General features: G+C 47.7%; 10 protein-coding genes, 11 tRNA genes and 2 rRNA genes. 21 read left to right on the top strand and 2 right to left on the bottom strand.

Annotation, left to right across the window (positions count from 1 at the left end):
- Window positions 1-47: 47 nt before the first annotated feature.
- On the top strand, window positions 48-1,448 hold the full coding sequence (gene cshA / locus FNL97_RS16560) for a degradosome RNA helicase CshA (RefSeq protein ID WP_143416201.1): 1,401 nt from the start codon (window positions 48-50) through the stop codon (window positions 1,446-1,448).
- Between the two features lie 95 nt (window positions 1,449-1,543).
- On the opposite strand, the gene FNL97_RS16555 is transcribed toward cshA, so the two are convergent.
- Window positions 1,544-2,161 (bottom strand): rhomboid family intramembrane serine protease, encoded by a 618-nt coding sequence (locus tag FNL97_RS16555; protein ID WP_062678766.1) that lies wholly within the window; start codon window positions 2,159-2,161, stop codon window positions 1,544-1,546.
- A 59-nt stretch (window positions 2,162-2,220) separates the two neighbouring features.
- Between FNL97_RS16555 and acpS the strand changes: the two genes are divergently transcribed.
- From acpS to FNL97_RS16525, 6 genes are all read left to right on the top strand, one after another.
- Window positions 2,221-2,580, top strand: coding sequence for a holo-ACP synthase (gene acpS, locus FNL97_RS16550; RefSeq protein ID WP_012748962.1), 360 nt, complete (start codon window positions 2,221-2,223; stop codon window positions 2,578-2,580).
- An 81-nt stretch (window positions 2,581-2,661) separates the two neighbouring features.
- Window positions 2,662-3,675, top strand: a complete 1,014-nt coding sequence (locus tag FNL97_RS16545) for a LolA family protein (protein WP_143416200.1) — start codon at window positions 2,662-2,664, stop codon at window positions 3,673-3,675.
- Window positions 3,676-3,898: 223 nt separating this feature from the next.
- Window positions 3,899-5,062, top strand: a complete 1,164-nt coding sequence (gene alr, locus FNL97_RS16540) for an alanine racemase (RefSeq protein ID WP_062678764.1) — start codon at window positions 3,899-3,901, stop codon at window positions 5,060-5,062.
- Window positions 5,063-5,190: 128 nt separating this feature from the next.
- Window positions 5,191-5,472, top strand: a complete 282-nt coding sequence (locus FNL97_RS16535) for a CopG family ribbon-helix-helix protein (RefSeq protein ID WP_003253419.1) — start codon at window positions 5,191-5,193, stop codon at window positions 5,470-5,472.
- A 4-nt stretch (window positions 5,473-5,476) separates the two neighbouring features.
- Entirely contained in the window at window positions 5,477-5,827 is a 351-nt protein-coding gene (gene ndoA, locus FNL97_RS16530) for a type II toxin-antitoxin system endoribonuclease NdoA (protein ID WP_003253417.1), read from the top strand.
- Between the two features lie 332 nt (window positions 5,828-6,159).
- Window positions 6,160-8,325, top strand: a complete 2,166-nt coding sequence (locus tag FNL97_RS16525) for a Tex family protein (protein WP_502707818.1) — start codon at window positions 6,160-6,162, stop codon at window positions 8,323-8,325.
- On the opposite strand, the gene cmpA is transcribed toward FNL97_RS16525, so the two are convergent.
- Window positions 8,320-8,433, bottom strand: a complete 114-nt coding sequence (cmpA, locus tag FNL97_RS16520) for a cortex morphogenetic protein CmpA (RefSeq protein WP_012748966.1) — start codon at window positions 8,431-8,433, stop codon at window positions 8,320-8,322. The two genes, FNL97_RS16525 and cmpA, sit on opposite strands and share 6 nt — an antisense overlap.
- 88 nt (window positions 8,434-8,521) lie before the next feature.
- Here cmpA and FNL97_RS16515 point away from each other — a divergent pair, with 88 nt between their 5' ends.
- The 14 genes from FNL97_RS16515 to FNL97_RS16450 all read left to right on the top strand — a co-directional run bounded on the left by FNL97_RS16515 (window position 8,522) and on the right by FNL97_RS16450 (window position 15,996).
- Window positions 8,522-8,989, top strand: a complete 468-nt coding sequence (locus FNL97_RS16515; protein WP_062678763.1) for a SprT family protein — start codon at window positions 8,522-8,524, stop codon at window positions 8,987-8,989.
- Between the two features lie 408 nt (window positions 8,990-9,397).
- Window positions 9,398-9,472, top strand: a tRNA-Asn gene (locus tag FNL97_RS16510).
- Between the two features lie 2 nt (window positions 9,473-9,474).
- Window positions 9,475-9,567: transfer RNA gene (locus tag FNL97_RS16505), tRNA-Ser, on the top strand.
- 20 nt (window positions 9,568-9,587) lie between these two features.
- Window positions 9,588-9,659 (top strand) — tRNA-Glu (locus FNL97_RS16500).
- 49 nt (window positions 9,660-9,708) lie between these two features.
- Window positions 9,709-9,784, top strand: a tRNA-Asp gene (locus FNL97_RS16495).
- A 20-nt stretch (window positions 9,785-9,804) separates the two neighbouring features.
- Window positions 9,805-9,879 (top strand) — tRNA-Gln (locus tag FNL97_RS16490).
- Between the two features lies 1 nt (window position 9,880).
- Window positions 9,881-9,953, top strand: a tRNA-Lys gene (locus tag FNL97_RS16485).
- A gap of 5 nt (window positions 9,954-9,958) precedes the next feature.
- Window positions 9,959-10,043: transfer RNA gene (locus tag FNL97_RS16480), tRNA-Leu, on the top strand.
- 16 nt (window positions 10,044-10,059) lie between these two features.
- Window positions 10,060-10,142: transfer RNA gene (locus FNL97_RS16475), tRNA-Leu, on the top strand.
- Window positions 10,143-10,216: 74 nt separating this feature from the next.
- Window positions 10,217-10,293: transfer RNA gene (locus tag FNL97_RS16470), tRNA-Arg, on the top strand.
- A gap of 3 nt (window positions 10,294-10,296) precedes the next feature.
- Window positions 10,297-10,370, top strand: a tRNA-Pro gene (locus FNL97_RS16465).
- Window positions 10,371-10,396: 26 nt separating this feature from the next.
- Window positions 10,397-10,470, top strand: a tRNA-Gly gene (locus tag FNL97_RS16460).
- Between the two features lie 373 nt (window positions 10,471-10,843).
- Window positions 10,844-12,400: ribosomal RNA gene (locus FNL97_RS16455) — 16S ribosomal RNA — on the top strand.
- 660 nt (window positions 12,401-13,060) lie between these two features.
- A 23S ribosomal RNA gene (locus FNL97_RS16450) occupies window positions 13,061-15,996 on the top strand.
- The 16S and 23S rRNA genes sit together here with 11 tRNA genes alongside, the layout of an rRNA operon.
- Window positions 15,997-16,221: the final 225 nt, after the last annotated feature.

Below are 16,221 nucleotides of genomic sequence, written 5' to 3'. Positions count from 1 at the left end.
TTCGATTCATTTCGGATAGTAAGGAAATTAAAGGAGTTTGAATAACATTGACAACGTTTCATGAATTAGGATTAAGCAACGAATTAATGAAGGCGATTAGCCGGATGGGATTCGAGGAAACAACCCCGATCCAAGCCGAAACGATTCCGTTAAGCCTGCAAAATAAAGACGTCATTGGACAGGCGCAAACTGGCACCGGAAAAACGGCTGCTTTTGGTATTCCGCTCATCGAAAAAGTAGATGTAAAAAACGAAGCCATTCAAGGGCTTGTCGTGGCACCAACACGGGAGCTGGCGATTCAAGTATCGGAAGAGCTTTATAAAATTGGCGCAGTCAAGCGTGTTCGAGTATTGCCGATTTACGGAGGGCAAGATATTGAGCGGCAAATTCGCGCGTTAAAAAAACGCCCGCACATCATTGTAGGAACGCCTGGCCGAATTATTGATCATATCAACCGTAAGACGCTTCGGTTAGAAAACGTGCACACCGTTGTGCTTGATGAAGCGGATGAAATGCTTAATATGGGGTTTATCGACGATATCGAAGCGATTTTAAGCAATGTTCCTGAAAAACGGCAGACATTATTATTTTCCGCAACGATGCCGGAGCCAATCCGCCGCATTGCCGAGCGGTTTATGAATGAGCCGCACATTGTGAAAGTAAAAGCGAGGGAAATGACGGTTCCAAATATTCAACAATATTATTTAGAAGTGCAAGAAAAGAAGAAATTCGATATTTTAACGCGTTTATTGGATATTCAAGCGCCGGAGTTAGCCATTGTTTTCGGACGTACAAAACGGCGCGTGGATGAATTAGCAGAAGCGCTCAACTTGCGTGGGTACGCTGCCGAAGGAATTCATGGCGATTTGAGCCAAGCGAAACGGTTATCCGTTCTTCGTAAATTTAAAGAAGGTTCGATTGAAATTTTAGTCGCTACGGATGTAGCGGCACGTGGATTGGATATTTCCGGCGTGACGCACGTTTACAATTTTGATATCCCGCAAGATCCGGAAAGCTACGTTCACCGTATCGGCCGCACCGGTCGCGCTGGAAAAACAGGTGTAGCGATGACGTTTGTTACGCCGCGGGAAATTGGACAGCTTCATAATATTGAGCGCACGACAAAACGGAAGATGGAACGGATGAAGCCGCCGACGCTTGATGAGGCGCTAGAAGGCCAACAGCGTATCGCTGTGGAAAAGCTGGTTGCGACTGTCGAATCGGAAAATCTTTCTTTTTATAAACGAGCTGCCGAAGAGTTATTGGAAGAACATGATTCCGTGTCGCTTGTCGCCGCGTGCATTAAAATGTTGACAAAAGAGCCTGATGCAACGCCAGTGCAATTAACGGAAGAGCCGCCGCTTCCGGTAAAACGGGAGAAAAAGCGCGGGAACCGTCAAGGCAGTCAACCGAAAGAGCGTACAAAAAAACGGCGCGTTGCCCGTTAAAAACGGCGCATAAGCGCCGTTTTTTATTTGAGCGATCCAATATTTCTCATTCGGTAATATAAGATCCCGCTTTCATGAATGAAGAAAGCGGAATCTTAGCGATGAAGAAGAAAAGGCTGATGTGGATGCAGATGGGAAGAAATGAAAGGAGCAATGATCCCACCGCCTAAAAAACCAAACAGGTGAGCGACCATATTTACATTAGGGGCAGTAAATGAGATAAATAGGCTAATACATATGACGGCAAAAAGAAGTCGCGCGTGTTGTGTTTCGATTATATCACGGCGAAATACGATCAAGTATCCATACATGCCGAACAGACCGAAAATGGCCCCAGAAGCTCCAGCGTGACTATACATCGCTGGCAGAACAAAAAATGTTGCAATGTTGGCGCATATTCCACTGCCAATATAAAGAAGCAGAAACTTGCTTTTCCCTAACATTTTTTCTAAAGCAGGTCCGAATAAAATAAGAGAAATGGAGTTAATGATCATATGTTCAAACCGTACATGTAAAACAAGCGGGCTTACTAACCGCCAATACTCCCCGTTCTGTACAGCGGCATTAAAACCAATCATTTTTTCCCATAATGGCTCGGCTATAGGAATGCGTAAAAAAAACGTGAACCAAATCACTACGTGAAGGGCGACAAGGATGGAAACGGCAGGGTAAAACCGAAAAAATGTATGGGCATTTTCCATGCGCGCAAACATAAACTTCGCTCCTTTATTCGTTTATTAAAATGTATGTACATAGAGAGGGTAGAAGAACGATGATTATCGGGATTGGGATCGATATTGTAGAATTGGAACGGATTGAACAACTAATGATGAAAAATGAAAAATTTATTGATCGAATTTTAACGGAGGAAGAAAAAAGGATTTTTTTTCAATTATCACCGAAACGAAAAGTAGAATTTTTGGCAGGGCGGTTTGCGGCAAAAGAGGCATATGCAAAAGCGATTGGAACAGGAATCGGAAAGAATGTATCATTTCATGATATCCAAATTATGAATGACGATAACGGAAAACCGATCGTTGTTTCAAATGGGAAGGATTGCCGCATTCACGTTTCGATCTCTCATAGCCGCGATTATGCGATTGCTCAAGTCATTATTGAGCGCTTGTCATAGCTAGTCTGCATATTCCCCTAAGTTGTCTCATATATTGTAATGCACAGATGGAAATCGATATGAGACAAAGGGGTTGAAACGATGAGGAGAAAAGTGTTTAGTGTATTTATGGGCATCATACTGCTTGTCGCTTTAACTGGCTGCGGGGCAAAATCACAAGAAGACGTGATGAAAGCGCTGGATGAAAAGATGGATGAGATGACAAGTTACCAAGCAGAGGCAAAAATGACCTTTCAAACAGGATCTAAGCCGCAAGTATACCATGTTGAAATTTGGTATAAGCAGCCTTCGTACTACCGTGTCAGCTTAAAAAATGCCGACAAAGGTCAAAGCCAGATGATTTTACGCAACGATGAAGGGGTTTTTGTTTTTACTCCGGCGCTAAACAAAAGCTTCCGTTTCCAAAGTGATTGGCCGAAAAACAGCAGTCAAGCGTATTTGTATGAGTCACTGGTCAAAGACATTTTAAGCGATTCGAAAGCGGGTTTTAAAGCGACGAAAAATCATTACGTATTTGAAACGAAAACAAACTATCCGAACAGCAACATGATTCCAAAGCAAGAAATTACGTTAAACAAAAAAGATTTATCGCCGGTATCCGTCAAAGTGATGGATACAGACCGGAACGCCTTGTTAACCGTACAATTTTCAAAAGTAGAGTTTAATAAAAAATTTGATGATGATGCGTTTGATACCTCTAAAAACATGACAGGAGCACGCTTAGAAGTACCAACGATGGCAAAAGCGGAAGACAAAGCGATTGAAGTAATGTATCCGGTCAATTTACCGGAAGGGGTAAAACAAATAGATGAAAAAGAAGTTGCTGCCGAAGATGGGAAACGGATTATTATGACATTTGGAGGCGAAAAATCATTCACGTTAGTCCAAGAGAAAGCGAGAGTATTGCCGGCAACAAGCACTCCGACACTTGTCAATGGCGAACCGATTGATTTAGGTTTTGCGATCGGCGCGTTGACAGATCAGACTCTTACATGGTCGTATAAAGGAGTCGAATTTACGCTCGCTTCGAAAGACTTAACGCCAGAAGAAATGATAATGGTTGCTCGTTCTGTACAAGGAAAAGCAATGAAATAACCGTTATTGGCACGGACCAGCAGTTGCTGGGCCTTTTTTGTTTGCTAAAAAATCTGGGGAACTTAAATATTGACGATAAGTACATATTCCTTCATTGCTTTGCAAGTGGTAAACTAAAAAAAGATGGAATGCTTTATTTTATCGAGATAGGAAGATAAAGTTGGAGTAAATATCTTTCAATGTATTTGCATTCATTTTGATAGACAAGGAAGTGCAGCGAGATATGAGCAATTTGTTTTACCGCGATACTTGGGCAGAAATTGATTTAGATGCCATTTACTACAACGTTTCACAATTAAAAAACTTTTTGCAAAACGACATCCGCATTATGGCGGTAGTGAAGGCAAACGCATACGGCCACGGTGATGTACAAGTGGCAAAAACAGCGCTTGAAGCAGGTGCTTCTTATTTAGCAGTGGCGTTTTTAGACGAAGCGATTGCGCTAAGGAAAAAAGGAGTTACTGCACCTATTCTTGTGCTAGGGGCTTGCCGGCCTAGCGATATTAATATTGCCGCAAAGCATCGGATTACGCTCACTGTGTTTCAGCCGGAATGGATAGAACAAGCGGCAAACGTATACAGCGAAACGAGTCCCGTTTTATTTCATTTAAAAATGGATACAGGAATGGGACGGTTAGGTGTCAGGGAGGAAACGGAAACAAAGCGCGTCATTGAACAAATTGACCGACATCCGTATTTTTCATTGGAAGGAGCATATACTCATTTTGCTACAGCTGATGAAATAAACACGGATTATTTTTCTTTTCAATACGATAATTTTTTGCAAATGCTTGAATGGCTTCCATATAAACCGCCGATTATCCACTGCGGAAACAGTGCGACAGCTTTACGGTTTCCGGATAAAGTCTTTAATATGGTGCGCTTTGGCATTTCGATGTATGGGCTATCTCCTTCACCGGAAATCAAACAATATTTGCCGTATGAGCTAAAAGAAGCTTTTTCATTGCATAGCCGTCTCGTTCATGTGAAAAAGTTAAAGCCTGGAGAAAAGGTGAGTTATGGAGCGACATATACGGCGGAAACGGAGCAGTGGGTTGGAACGGTCCCGATTGGATATGCAGATGGTTGGTTGCGTAAACTGCAAAATTTCCATGTACTTGTGAACGGAGAAAAAGCGCCGATTATCGGAAGAATTTGCATGGATCAATTAATGGTCCGTCTGCCGAAGCAAATGCCTGTTGGAACGAAAGTGACGCTGATTGGGCGGCAAGGCGACGAATATATTTCTGTTGATGACGTGGCTCAATATCTTGGAACGATTAACTATGAGGTTCCTTGTACAATAAGTTATCGCGTTCCCCGTATTTTTTTCAGAAATAAGAGTATAATGGAAGTGAGAAATTTTGTTTTGGATGGCAATGATTAAGTATAAACTGAAAGACTTTTCAGAAGATAATAGGTAGAAAAAGCAGAAATGACTTTGCAGCGTTTTTATTTAGTGGTATTATGAAATGGAAGTAATGAATCGGCTGCAGTTCGTGGAGGTGTATGTTCGTGTCGGAATCTAGCGCAACAACAGAAATCGTCGTTCGTTTGCCTCAAGCATTGGTAACCGAATTAGATGTGCTTGTAAAACAGGAAAACGGCAACCGCAATGACCTTATTTATCAAGCGACTAAAATGTATATTCGCGAGCGAAAAAAACGTCAAATCCGTGAAGCGATGAGACGCGGTTATATGGAAATGGCCAAAATCAATTTATCCATTGCTTCAGAAGCGTTTCTTGCAGAATACGAGGCCGACCACACCGTTGAACGTTTAGTTAGCGGGGGGTAATGCTTTGATTGTTAAGCGTGGCGACGTTTATTTTGCGGACCTTTCCCCGGTAGTGGGCTCAGAGCAAGGAGGCGTTCGTCCGGTATTGGTCATTCAAAATGACATTGGGAATCGATTTAGTCCGACGGTGATTGTGGCGGCAATTACAGCACAAATTCAAAAAGCGAAGCTGCCAACGCATGTCGAAATTGATGCAAAACGTTACGGGTTTGAGCGGGATTCTGTCATTCTGCTAGAGCAAATTCGGACAATTGATAAACAGCGGCTAACAGACAAAATTACTCACTTGGACGATGAAATGATGGATAAGGTGGACGAAGCGCTGCAAATTAGTTTAGGACTTATAGATTTTTAAACAGTAGCGCTCGAAATTTAAATTTCTCTTCTCCGAAACAAAACTTGTTTCGTGAAACCCCCGCTCCGTTTTTGCAGCAAGAGTATAGACGGAAACGGCCTTCAGGATATATAAGTCTCATTCACCATGAGAGAATGCACTGAGCCACCTATCGCCTCCGTTTCATAAAAAGTGGTGGGTAGTTTGCTATGCGCAAAAAAGGGCAGGTCGCAAACAATCGATCTGTCCAACTATTTTATTCATATACGACTCGTTAGGAATAGCTGCATCATTGTAGCTATTTTTATTTTTAGTCATGGAGGGGTAAGGATTTGTTAAATAGAGAAGCGTTGATGGACCTGATAGCGAATGAATTACATTTGTCCACAAAGCAAGTTAGCAATGTGATTTCTCTTTCTGAGGAAGGAAATACGGTGCCGTTTATTGCCCGCTATCGGAAAGAGATGACAGACGCCTTAGATGAAGTGCAAATTCGTGATATTTTGGAGAAATGGAATTACCTACAAAACTTAGAACAGCGGAAAGAAGAAGTCCTTCGCCTTATTGATGAACAAGGAAAACTAACGGATGATCTAAAAAACGCGATCATCAATGCTACGAAACTGCAGCAAGTGGAAGATTTGTATCGTCCTTATAGACAAAAACGACGTACAAAAGCCACCATTGCCAAGGAAAAAGGGTTAGAGCCTCTTGCGGAATGGTTATGGACGTGTCCAATGAGGCCGCGGCCGGAAGAAAAAGCGCAAGAGTTTATTCAACCAGAAAAAGAAGTACGTACCGTCGAAGAGGCGCTTCAAGGTGCGAAAGACATCATCGCTGAAAAGGTATCGGATGATGCACAATTTCGCCAATGGATTCGCCAGCACACATGGAAAAAAGGCGTGATCATATCGACTGTCAAAGAGTCGGAAAATGATGAGAAAAAAGTATATGAAATGTATTACGAATATGAAGAGCCAGTACATAGGATTGTTCCGCATCGTGTATTAGCGCTCAATCGCGGCGAAAAAGAAGGAGTGTTGCGTGTTTCCATTCAGGCGCCGGTAGAAGATATTATGACATACTTACAAAAGCACATTATTACAAATCCGCAATCTCCCGCCGCTTCCCTCCTTTCTGAAGCGATTGAGGACGGCTACAAAAGGCTTATTGAACCGTCAATCGAGCGGGATATTCGCAATGAATTAACCGAAAAAGCGGAAGAGCGGGCGATTCATATTTTTGCGGAGAACTTACGCAAGCTATTGCTTCAGCCGCCGTTAAAAGGGAAGATTGTTCTTGGTATAGACCCTGCCTATCGAACGGGATGCAAGCTGGCGGTGGTCGACGAAACAGGCAAATTGCTGAAAATCGATGTCATTTACCCTCATCCCCCGCAGCAACAGATAGAAGAAGCGAGAGAAAAGTTAATCCGCATTATCGAAGAATATCATGTCGAAATGATTGCCATTGGGAACGGAACTGCCTCAAGGGAAACGGAGCAATTTGTGGCGGACACCTTAAAACAAGTAGATAAAGAAATTTTTTACCTTATTGTCAATGAAGCGGGAGCGAGCGTCTATTCCGCCTCTGACCTTGCCCGTCAAGAGTTTCCAGATTTACAGGTAGAAGAACGGAGCGCAGTTTCGATCGCAAGGCGTGTACAAGACCCGCTTGCCGAACTGGTGAAAATTGATCCAAAATCAGTAGGAGTTGGCCAATATCAGCACGACGTTTCACAAAAAAAATTAGCGCAATCATTGCAGTTTGTCGTGGAAACCGTTGTTAACCAAGTTGGCGTCAACGTCAACACTGCCTCCGTCTCTTTATTGCAATACGTATCAGGGCTTACGAAAACAGTATCGGAAAATATCGTAAAACGCCGTGAGGAACAAGGAAAATTTAAAAACCGCGAGGAATTAAAATCGATACCGCGGCTTGGTGCTAAAACATATGAACAGTGTATCGGATTTTTACGCATTATTGATGGAGACGAACCGCTCGACCGTACGCCGATTCATCCTGAGCGGTATGAAGAAGTGAAAAGGCTGTTGCACCAAATTGGTTTTACAACTGAACATATCGGAAGTGAAGAGCTTCGTCAGGCATTGCAATCTCTTTCCATTCCTGACACGGCTGCTGAACTTGGCATCGGAGAATTGACATTACAAGACATTATCGACGCTTTAATTCGTCCAGAACGTGATCCTCGCGATGAGCTGCCAAAGCCGTTATTACGAAAAGACATTTTAAAAATGGAAGATTTAAAAAGGGGAATGGAGTTAGAAGGAACGGTGCGGAACGTCGTCGATTTCGGAGCGTTTGTGGATATTGGGGTTAAGCAGGATGGGCTTGTTCACATTTCAAAATTAAGCAAGCAATATGTACGTCATCCGCTTGACGTTGTATCAGTAGGCGATGTGGTAAAAGTTTGGGTTGACAATGTAGATCTCGATAAAGGAAGAATTTCTTTATCTATGATTCCACCGGAAGAATCAGAAAAAACACTGCTTTCATGAGCAGTGTTTTTTCTGATAAAAAAACCAGCATTGATTTAGCAATTTGATTTGGTAACGATTTTTTTCATAATAGGCTCGTCTCATTTGATTTTTTAACCATGTTGGCATAACAGTCGACCTCCTGTAACAGAAAGGTTAGTATATAATGTATGTATGGTTGGTCTGTCCTGTGTCAAAAAAGTAAGGAGTAACGAAAATGAAACAAAGTGATTTGCAACGGCTTGTCGAAAGAGTGTCTTTACAATTTTTCAAAAAACCGTTCAAACATACAGCGACATTCAATCCAAGGCTTCGAACAACGGGAGGACGTTACATATTACAAACTCATAACATTGAACTAAATAAAAAATATTACGAAGTGTTCGGAGAAGAAGAGCTTATTGCCATTATTAAGCATGAATTATGCCATTACCATCTTCATTTGGAAGGAAAAGGATATCGACATCGTGACCAAGACTTTCGTGATTTATTACGACAAGTTCAGGCTCCCCGCTATTGTCGGCCACTCCCTCAGCAAGCACAACAAAGAACAAAAAAAGTTTACGTGTATGTTTGTTCTAAGTGCAGTTTAAAATATAGACGGAAAAAGCGGGTCAATACAGACAAGTATGTTTGTGGACAATGTGGCGGAAAACTAATGTTGGATAACGGCGGAGAAATATGAAAGCACGTTTGCCGTAGTTTCATTTTTGTGCATTTATAGGCAAGCCTAAAAAAACAAACAATATTTTTGTTAAAAAAGTGTTGACAGCTATTGTTTGTATATGCTAAATTATAAAAGCCGTCGCCAAAAGGCGATGGATGATAAATGATTATAAAAGCTATTGACAACCATCACTCAGCTCAATATAATAAAGAATGTCGATTGTCCAAGTCCATAAGTAATTAGGAAGCGACGAAAAAGTTTGCTGTGATTTTTATTCCGCAATAGCTCAGCGATGAGCGATACTTCTATGAATTTGCTACGAGTTGCCTCGATGCATCCAACAACTTTGAGTTCGCTAGCAGAGGAAGAGGCAACGAACTGGAAAGTTATGATGTTTTGCAACAAGATAACTACATTTCCCTTTATTCCGCAATAGCTCAGCGGTAGAGCAACCGGCTGTTAACCGGTAGGTCGTAGGTTCGAATCCTACTTGCGGAGCCATTGGAGAAGTACCCAAGTGGCTGAAGGGGACGGTTTGCTAAACCGTTAGGTCGTGTCTTTACGGCGCGCGGGTTCAAATCCCGCCTTCTCCGCCACTTTTGATATATTTTGTCGTGGCCCGTTGGTCAAGTGGTTAAGACACCGCCCTTTCACGGCGGTAACACGGGTTCGAATCCCGTACGGGTCACTGCTGATGGGTGTTGGGGTCTATAAAGCACCAACCCCATTTTATTGATGGTCCCGTAGTGTAGTGGTTAACACGCCTGCCTGTCACGCAGGAGATCGCGGGTTCGAGTCCCGTCGGGACCGCCATTTAGATACTTTATTTACATTGGGCTATAGCCAAGCGGTAAGGCAACGGACTTTGACTCCGTGATGCGCTGGTTCGAATCCAGCTAGCCCAGCCATGAGCCATTAGCTCAGTAGGTAGAGCATCTGACTTTTAATCAGAGGGTCGGAGGTTCGAGTCCTCCATGGCTCATTTTTGCGGGTGTGGCGGAATTGGCAGACGCACCAGACTTAGGATCTGGCGCCTTACGGCGTGGGGGTTCAAGTCCCTCCACCCGCACCACTAACTTAATAAATATGCGGTCGTGGCGGAATGGCAGACGCGCTAGGTTGAGGGCCTAGTGGGGGCAACCCCGTGGAGGTTCAAGTCCTCTCGACCGCATAAATACAAAAAATACTTGTGATTTATTTCAGGAAGTGCTAAAATATAATTCGTTGTTTCCAAAATCAATATTTGCGCTCGTAGCTCAATTGGATAGAGCATCTGACTACGGATCAGAAGGTTAGGGGTTCGAATCCTCTCGAGCGCGCCATTTCGGGAAGTAGCTCAGCTTGGTAGAGCACATGGTTTGGGACCATGGGGTCGCAGGTTCGAATCCTGTCTTCCCGATTTATTTAATCTTAATGAATAAACATGCGGGTGTAGTTTAGTGGTAAAACCTCAGCCTTCCAAGCTGATGTCGTGGGTTCGATTCCCATCACCCGCTCCATAATTAACAACTAATGTTTCAGGGAATGCTCCTTGAAAACTGAACAAAACGAAGCGTCCAAATAGAAAAGCGAAGGCGAGCAGATAACGCCGAAAGGAAAATGTTCTTCCGACGAGACATGCTTGCATGTCGACGGAGGAAGGTTATTTTCCGCAAGGCGTTGCGAGCCGGAGCTGGACAATAAGAAAAGCTGAAGCGCCGCGATCAGCTCTCGAAGCCAAATGTTCTTCACCCGCTGAAGTGCTTGCACTTCGAGGGGGAAGGTTATTTGGCACGAGAGAGCTAGGCGCTGAAGCTGGACAATGTGAAAAGCTGAAGCGCTTGACACCTTGCGGTGTCGGTGCTGAAGCTGAAAAGAAGCCAATCAACTTTCTTTTTGGAGAGTTTGATCCTGGCTCAGGACGAACGCTGGCGGCGTGCCTAATACATGCAAGTCGAGCGGACCGAACGGAAGCTTGCTTCTGTTCGGTTAGCGGCGGACGGGTGAGTAACACGTGGGTAACCTGCCCGTAAGACCGGGATAACTCCGGGAAACCGGGGCTAATACCGGATAACACCAAAGACCGCATGGTCTTTGGTTGAAAGGTGGCTTCGGCTACCACTTACGGATGGGCCCGCGGCGCATTAGCTAGTTGGTGAGGTAACGGCTCACCAAGGCGACGATGCGTAGCCGGCCTGAGAGGGTGACCGGCCACACTGGGACTGAGACACGGCCCAGACTCCTACGGGAGGCAGCAGTAGGGAATCTTCCGCAATGGACGAAAGTCTGACGGAGCGACGCCGCGTGAGCGAAGAAGGTCTTCGGATCGTAAAGCTCTGTTGTTAGGGAAGAAGAAGTACCGTTCGAATAGGGCGGTACGGTGACGGTACCTAACGAGAAAGCCCCGGCTAACTACGTGCCAGCAGCCGCGGTAATACGTAGGGGGCGAGCGTTGTCCGGAATTATTGGGCGTAAAGCGCGCGCAGGCGGTCCCTTAAGTCTGATGTGAAAGCCCACGGCTCAACCGTGGAGGGTCATTGGAAACTGGGGGACTTGAGTGCAGAAGAGGAGAGCGGAATTCCACGTGTAGCGGTGAAATGCGTAGAGATGTGGAGGAACACCAGTGGCGAAGGCGGCTCTCTGGTCTGTAACTGACGCTGAGGCGCGAAAGCGTGGGGAGCAAACAGGATTAGATACCCTGGTAGTCCACGCCGTAAACGATGAGTGCTAAGTGTTAGAGGGGTTAAACCCTTTAGTGCTGTAGCTAACGCGTTAAGCACTCCGCCTGGGGAGTACGGCCGCAAGGCTGAAACTCAAAGGAATTGACGGGGGCCCGCACAAGCGGTGGAGCATGTGGTTTAATTCGAAGCAACGCGAAGAACCTTACCAGGTCTTGACATCCCCTGACAACCCTGGAGACAGGGCGTTCCCCCTTCGGGGGACAGGGTGACAGGTGGTGCATGGTTGTCGTCAGCTCGTGTCGTGAGATGTTGGGTTAAGTCCCGCAACGAGCGCAACCCTCGCCCCTAGTTGCCAGCATTCAGTTGGGCACTCTAGGGGGACTGCCGGCTAAAAGTCGGAGGAAGGTGGGGATGACGTCAAATCATCATGCCCCTTATGACCTGGGCTACACACGTGCTACAATGGGCGGTACAAAGGGCTGCGAACCCGCGAGGGGGAGCGAATCCCAAAAAGCCGCTCTCAGTTCGGATTGCAGGCTGCAACTCGCCTGCATGAAGCCGGAATCGCTAGTAATCGCGGATCAGCATGCCGCGGTGAATACGTTCCCGGGCCTTGTACACACCGCCCGTCACACCACGAGAGCTTGCAACACCCGAAGTCGGTGAGGTAACCCTTTAAGGGAGCCAGCCGCCGAAGGTGGGGCAAGTGATTGGGGTGAAGTCGTAACAAGGTAGCCGTACCGGAAGGTGCGGCTGGATCACCTCCTTTCTAAGGATGATACGAAAAGCGAAGGCGACTGATTAGCCCCGGCAGGCGCTGGAGGGCTCGCGAGGAGGCTGTTGCCGCCGCAGCGAGACCGAAGCGGCCCGAGGGGCTAGGAGCCGAAGCTAGACAGTACGAAAAGCGGAAGCGCCGCGATCAGCTCTCGAAGCCAAATGTTCTTCACCCGCTGAAGTGCTTGCACTTCGAGGGGGAAGGTTATTTGGCACAAGAGAGCTAGGCGCTGGAGCTAGACAGCAGAAAAGCGGAAGCGACTGCCCTTATGGGCTAGTCGGAAGTGGACGCTTCGGGTTTGTTCAGTTTTGAGGGAGCATTTCACTCCTTCAAGTGTTTTGTGTCTGCGTCTGCTAGTGAATTCGAGGAAGCAGGATTCCTCGACACAAGGCTGCAAGGAAGCATACTCAAGTAGTCGCCTTGCGTCTGCGTCTATGAGCGGATGCAGGAAATAAGTTGGTTCCTTGAAAACTAGATAACCGGAAGGAAAAGCGGAGGCGCCGCGGTTAGCTCTCGAAGCCAAATGTTCTTCACCTGCAGAAGTGCTTGCACTTCAAGGGAGAAGGTTATTTGGCACAAGAGAGCTAGGCGCCGAAGCTAGACATAGGAAGAAGCCGAGAAGCGAAGGCGGCAAGCATGAAGCTGTTTTCGCATGGTTAAGTTAGAAAGGGCGCACGGTGGATGCCTTGGCACTAGGAGCCGATGAAGGACGGGGCAAACGCCGAAACGCTTCGGGGAGCTGTAAGCAAGCGTTGATCCGGAGATGTCCGAATGGGGAAACCCACTGCCCGTAATGGGGCAGTATCCATACCTGAATCCATAGGGTATGGAGGGCACACCCGGGGAACTGAAACATCTAAGTACCCGGAGGAGAAGAAAGCAACCGCGATTCCCTGAGTAGCGGCGAGCGAAACGGGAACAGCCCAAACCAAGAGGCTTGCCTCTTGGGGTTGTAGGACCACTCACATGGGAGTTACAAAGGAACGGGGTAGACGAAGCGGTCTGGAAAGGCCCGCCAGAGAAGGTGACAGCCCTGTAGTCGAAACTTCGTTCCCTCCCGAGTGGATCCTGAGTACGGCGGGACACGGGGAATCCCGTCGGAAGCAGGGAGGACCATCTCCCAAGGCTAAATACTCCCTAGTGACCGATAGTGAACCAGTACCGTGAGGGAAAGGTGAAAAGCACCCCGGAAGGGGAGTGAAAGAGAACCTGAAACCGTGTGCCTACAAGTAGTCAGAGCCCGTTCATGGGTGATGGCGTGCCTTTTGTAGAATGAACCGGCGAGTTACGATGACGTGCGAGGTTAAGTCGAAGAGACGGAGCCGCAGCGAAAGCGAGTCTGAATAGGGCGTTAAGTACGTCGTCGTAGACCCGAAACCAGGTGATCTACCCATGTCCAGGGTGAAGGTAGGGTAACACCTACTGGAGGCCCGAACCCACGTACGTTGAAAAGTGCGGGGATGAGGTGTGGGTAGGGGTGAAATGCCAATCGAACCTGGAGATAGCTGGTTCTCCCCGAAATAGCTTTAGGGCTAGCCTCAAGGGAAGAGTCTTGGAGGTAGAGCACTGATTGAGCTAGGGGCCCTCATCGGGTTACCGAACTCAGTCAAACTCCGAATGCCAATGACTTATCCTTGGGAGTCAGACTACGAGTGATAAGATCCGTGGTCGAGAGGGAAACAGCCCAGACCACCAGCTAAGGTCCCAAAGTGCACGTTAAGTGGAAAAGGATGTGGAGTTGCCCAGACAACCAGGATGTTGGCTTAGAAGCAGCCATCATTTAAAGAGTGCGTAATAGCTCACTGGTCGAGTGACTCTGCGCCGAAAATGTACCGGGGCTAAACGTGCCACCGAAGCTGTGGGATGACCGCCCGTCATCGGTAGGGGAGCGTTCTAAGCGCGCCGAAGCGAGACCGGAAGGACTCGTGGAGCGCTTAGAAGTGAGAATGCCGGTGTGAGTAGCGAAAACAGAGGTGAGAATCCTCTGCACCGAAAGCCTAAGGTTTCCTGAGGAAGGTTCGTCCGCTCAGGGTTAGTCGGGACCTAAGCCGAGGCCGAAAGGCGTAGGTGATGGGCAACAGGTTGAGATTCCTGTACCACCTCCTCACCGTTTGAGCAATGGGGGGGACGCAGGAAGGTAGGGCGAGCAGGCTGCTGGAATAGCCTGTCCAAGCGGTTAGGCTGCCAGATAGGCAAATCCGTCTGGCACAAAGGCTGAGCCGTGATGGCGAAGGGACCATCGGTCCCGAAGTCCCCGATCCTACACTGCCAAGAAAAGCCTCTAGCGAGGTGAGAGGTGCCCGTACCGCAAACCGACACAGGTAGGCGAGGAGAGAATCCTAAGGTGCGCGGGAGAACTCTCGTTAAGGAACTCGGCAAAATGACCCCGTAACTTCGGGAGAAGGGGTGCTCTCTTGGGTGATGAGCCCGAGAGAGCCGCAGTGAAAAGGCCCAAGCGACTGTTTACCAAAAACACAGGTCTCTGCGAAGCCGAAAGGCGAAGTATAGGGGCTGACACCTGCCCGGTGCTGGAAGGTTAAGGGGAGCGCTTAAGCCGCAAGGCTGAAGGTGCGAACCGAAGCCCCAGTAAACGGCGGCCGTAACTATAACGGTCCTAAGGTAGCGAAATTCCTTGTCGGGTAAGTTCCGACCCGCACGAAAGGTGTAACGACTTGGGCACTGTCTCAACGAGAGACCCGGTGAAATCATACTACCTGTGAAGATGCAGGTTACCCGCGACAGGACGGAAAGACCCCGTGGAGCTTTACTGTAGCCTGATATGGAATTTTGGTATCGCTTGTACAGGATAGGTGGGAGCCTGAGAAGCCGGAGCGCCAGCTTCGGTGGAGGCGCCGGTGGGATACCACCCTGGCGGTATTGAAATTCTAACCCGCACCCCTTATCGGGGTGGGAGACAGTGTCAGGTGGGCAGTTTGACTGGGGCGGTCGCCTCCCAAAAGGTAACGGAGGCGCCCAAAGGTTCCCTCAGAATGGTTGGAAATCATTCGTAGAGTGCAAAGGCACAAGGGAGCTTGACTGCGAGACGGACAGGTCGAGCAGGGACGAAAGTCGGGCTTAGTGATCCGGTGGTTCCGTATGGAAGGGCCATCGCTCAACGGATAAAAGCTACCCCGGGGATAACAGGCTGATCTCCCCCAAGAGTCCACATCGACGGGGAGGTTTGGCACCTCGATGTCGGCTCATCGCATCCTGGGGCTGTAGTCGGTCCCAAGGGTTGGGCTGTTCGCCCATTAAAGCGGTACGCGAGCTGGGTTCAGAACGTCGTGAGACAGTTCGGTCCCTATCCGTCGCGGGCGCAGGAAATTTGAGAGGAGCTGTCCTTAGTACGAGAGGACCGGGATGGACGCACCGCTGGTGTACCAGTTGTCCCGCCAGGGGCACCGCTGGGTAGCTATGTGCGGAAGGGATAAGCGCTGAAAGCATCTAAGCGTGAAGCCCCCCTCAAGATGAGATTTCCCATCGCGTCAAGCGAGTAAGATCCCTCGAAGATGACGAGGTCGATAGGTCCGAGGTGGAAGCGTGGCGACACGTGGAGCTGACGGATACTAATCGATCGAGGACTTAACCAAGCGGAAAAGCGGAGGTGCCGCGCTTAGCTCTCGAAGCCAAATGTTCTTCGCCCGTAGAGGTGCTTGCACCTCAAGGGAGAAGGTTATTTGGCGCAAGAGAGCTAGGCACCGGAGCTAGACAAAGCGAAAAGCAGAGGACGCCCGCCTATCGGCGACACGCGCTGGAGGGCCCGTGAGGAGGCTGTTGCCGCCGCAACGGGACCGAAGCGTCGCGAGCCGATGGCG

Origin of the sequence: Geobacillus sp. E263 (assembly GCF_007197795.1) — a bacterium.
In the GTDB taxonomy this organism is placed as follows: domain Bacteria; phylum Bacillota; class Bacilli; order Bacillales; family Anoxybacillaceae; genus Parageobacillus_B; species Parageobacillus_B toebii.
This window is presented reverse-complemented; position numbering and strand designations above follow the sequence as displayed.

Excerpts from the sequence above, each read along its gene's own strand:
- FNL97_RS16555 (WP_062678766.1), bottom strand. The coding sequence starts at position 2,161 with ATGTTTGCGCGCATGGAAAATGCCCATACATTTTTTCGGTTTTACCCT.
- acpS (WP_012748962.1), top strand. The coding sequence starts at position 2,221 with ATGATTATCGGGATTGGGATCGATATTGTAGAATTGGAACGGATTGAA.
- FNL97_RS16545 (WP_143416200.1), top strand. The coding sequence starts at position 2,662 with ATGAGGAGAAAAGTGTTTAGTGTATTTATGGGCATCATACTGCTTGTC.
- alr (WP_062678764.1), top strand. The coding sequence starts at position 3,899 with ATGAGCAATTTGTTTTACCGCGATACTTGGGCAGAAATTGATTTAGAT.
- FNL97_RS16525 (WP_502707818.1), top strand. The coding sequence starts at position 6,160 with ATGGACCTGATAGCGAATGAATTACATTTGTCCACAAAGCAAGTTAGC.
- cmpA (WP_012748966.1), bottom strand. The coding sequence starts at position 8,433 with ATGCCAACATGGTTAAAAAATCAAATGAGACGAGCCTATTATGAAAAA.
- FNL97_RS16515 (WP_062678763.1), top strand. The coding sequence starts at position 8,522 with ATGAAACAAAGTGATTTGCAACGGCTTGTCGAAAGAGTGTCTTTACAA.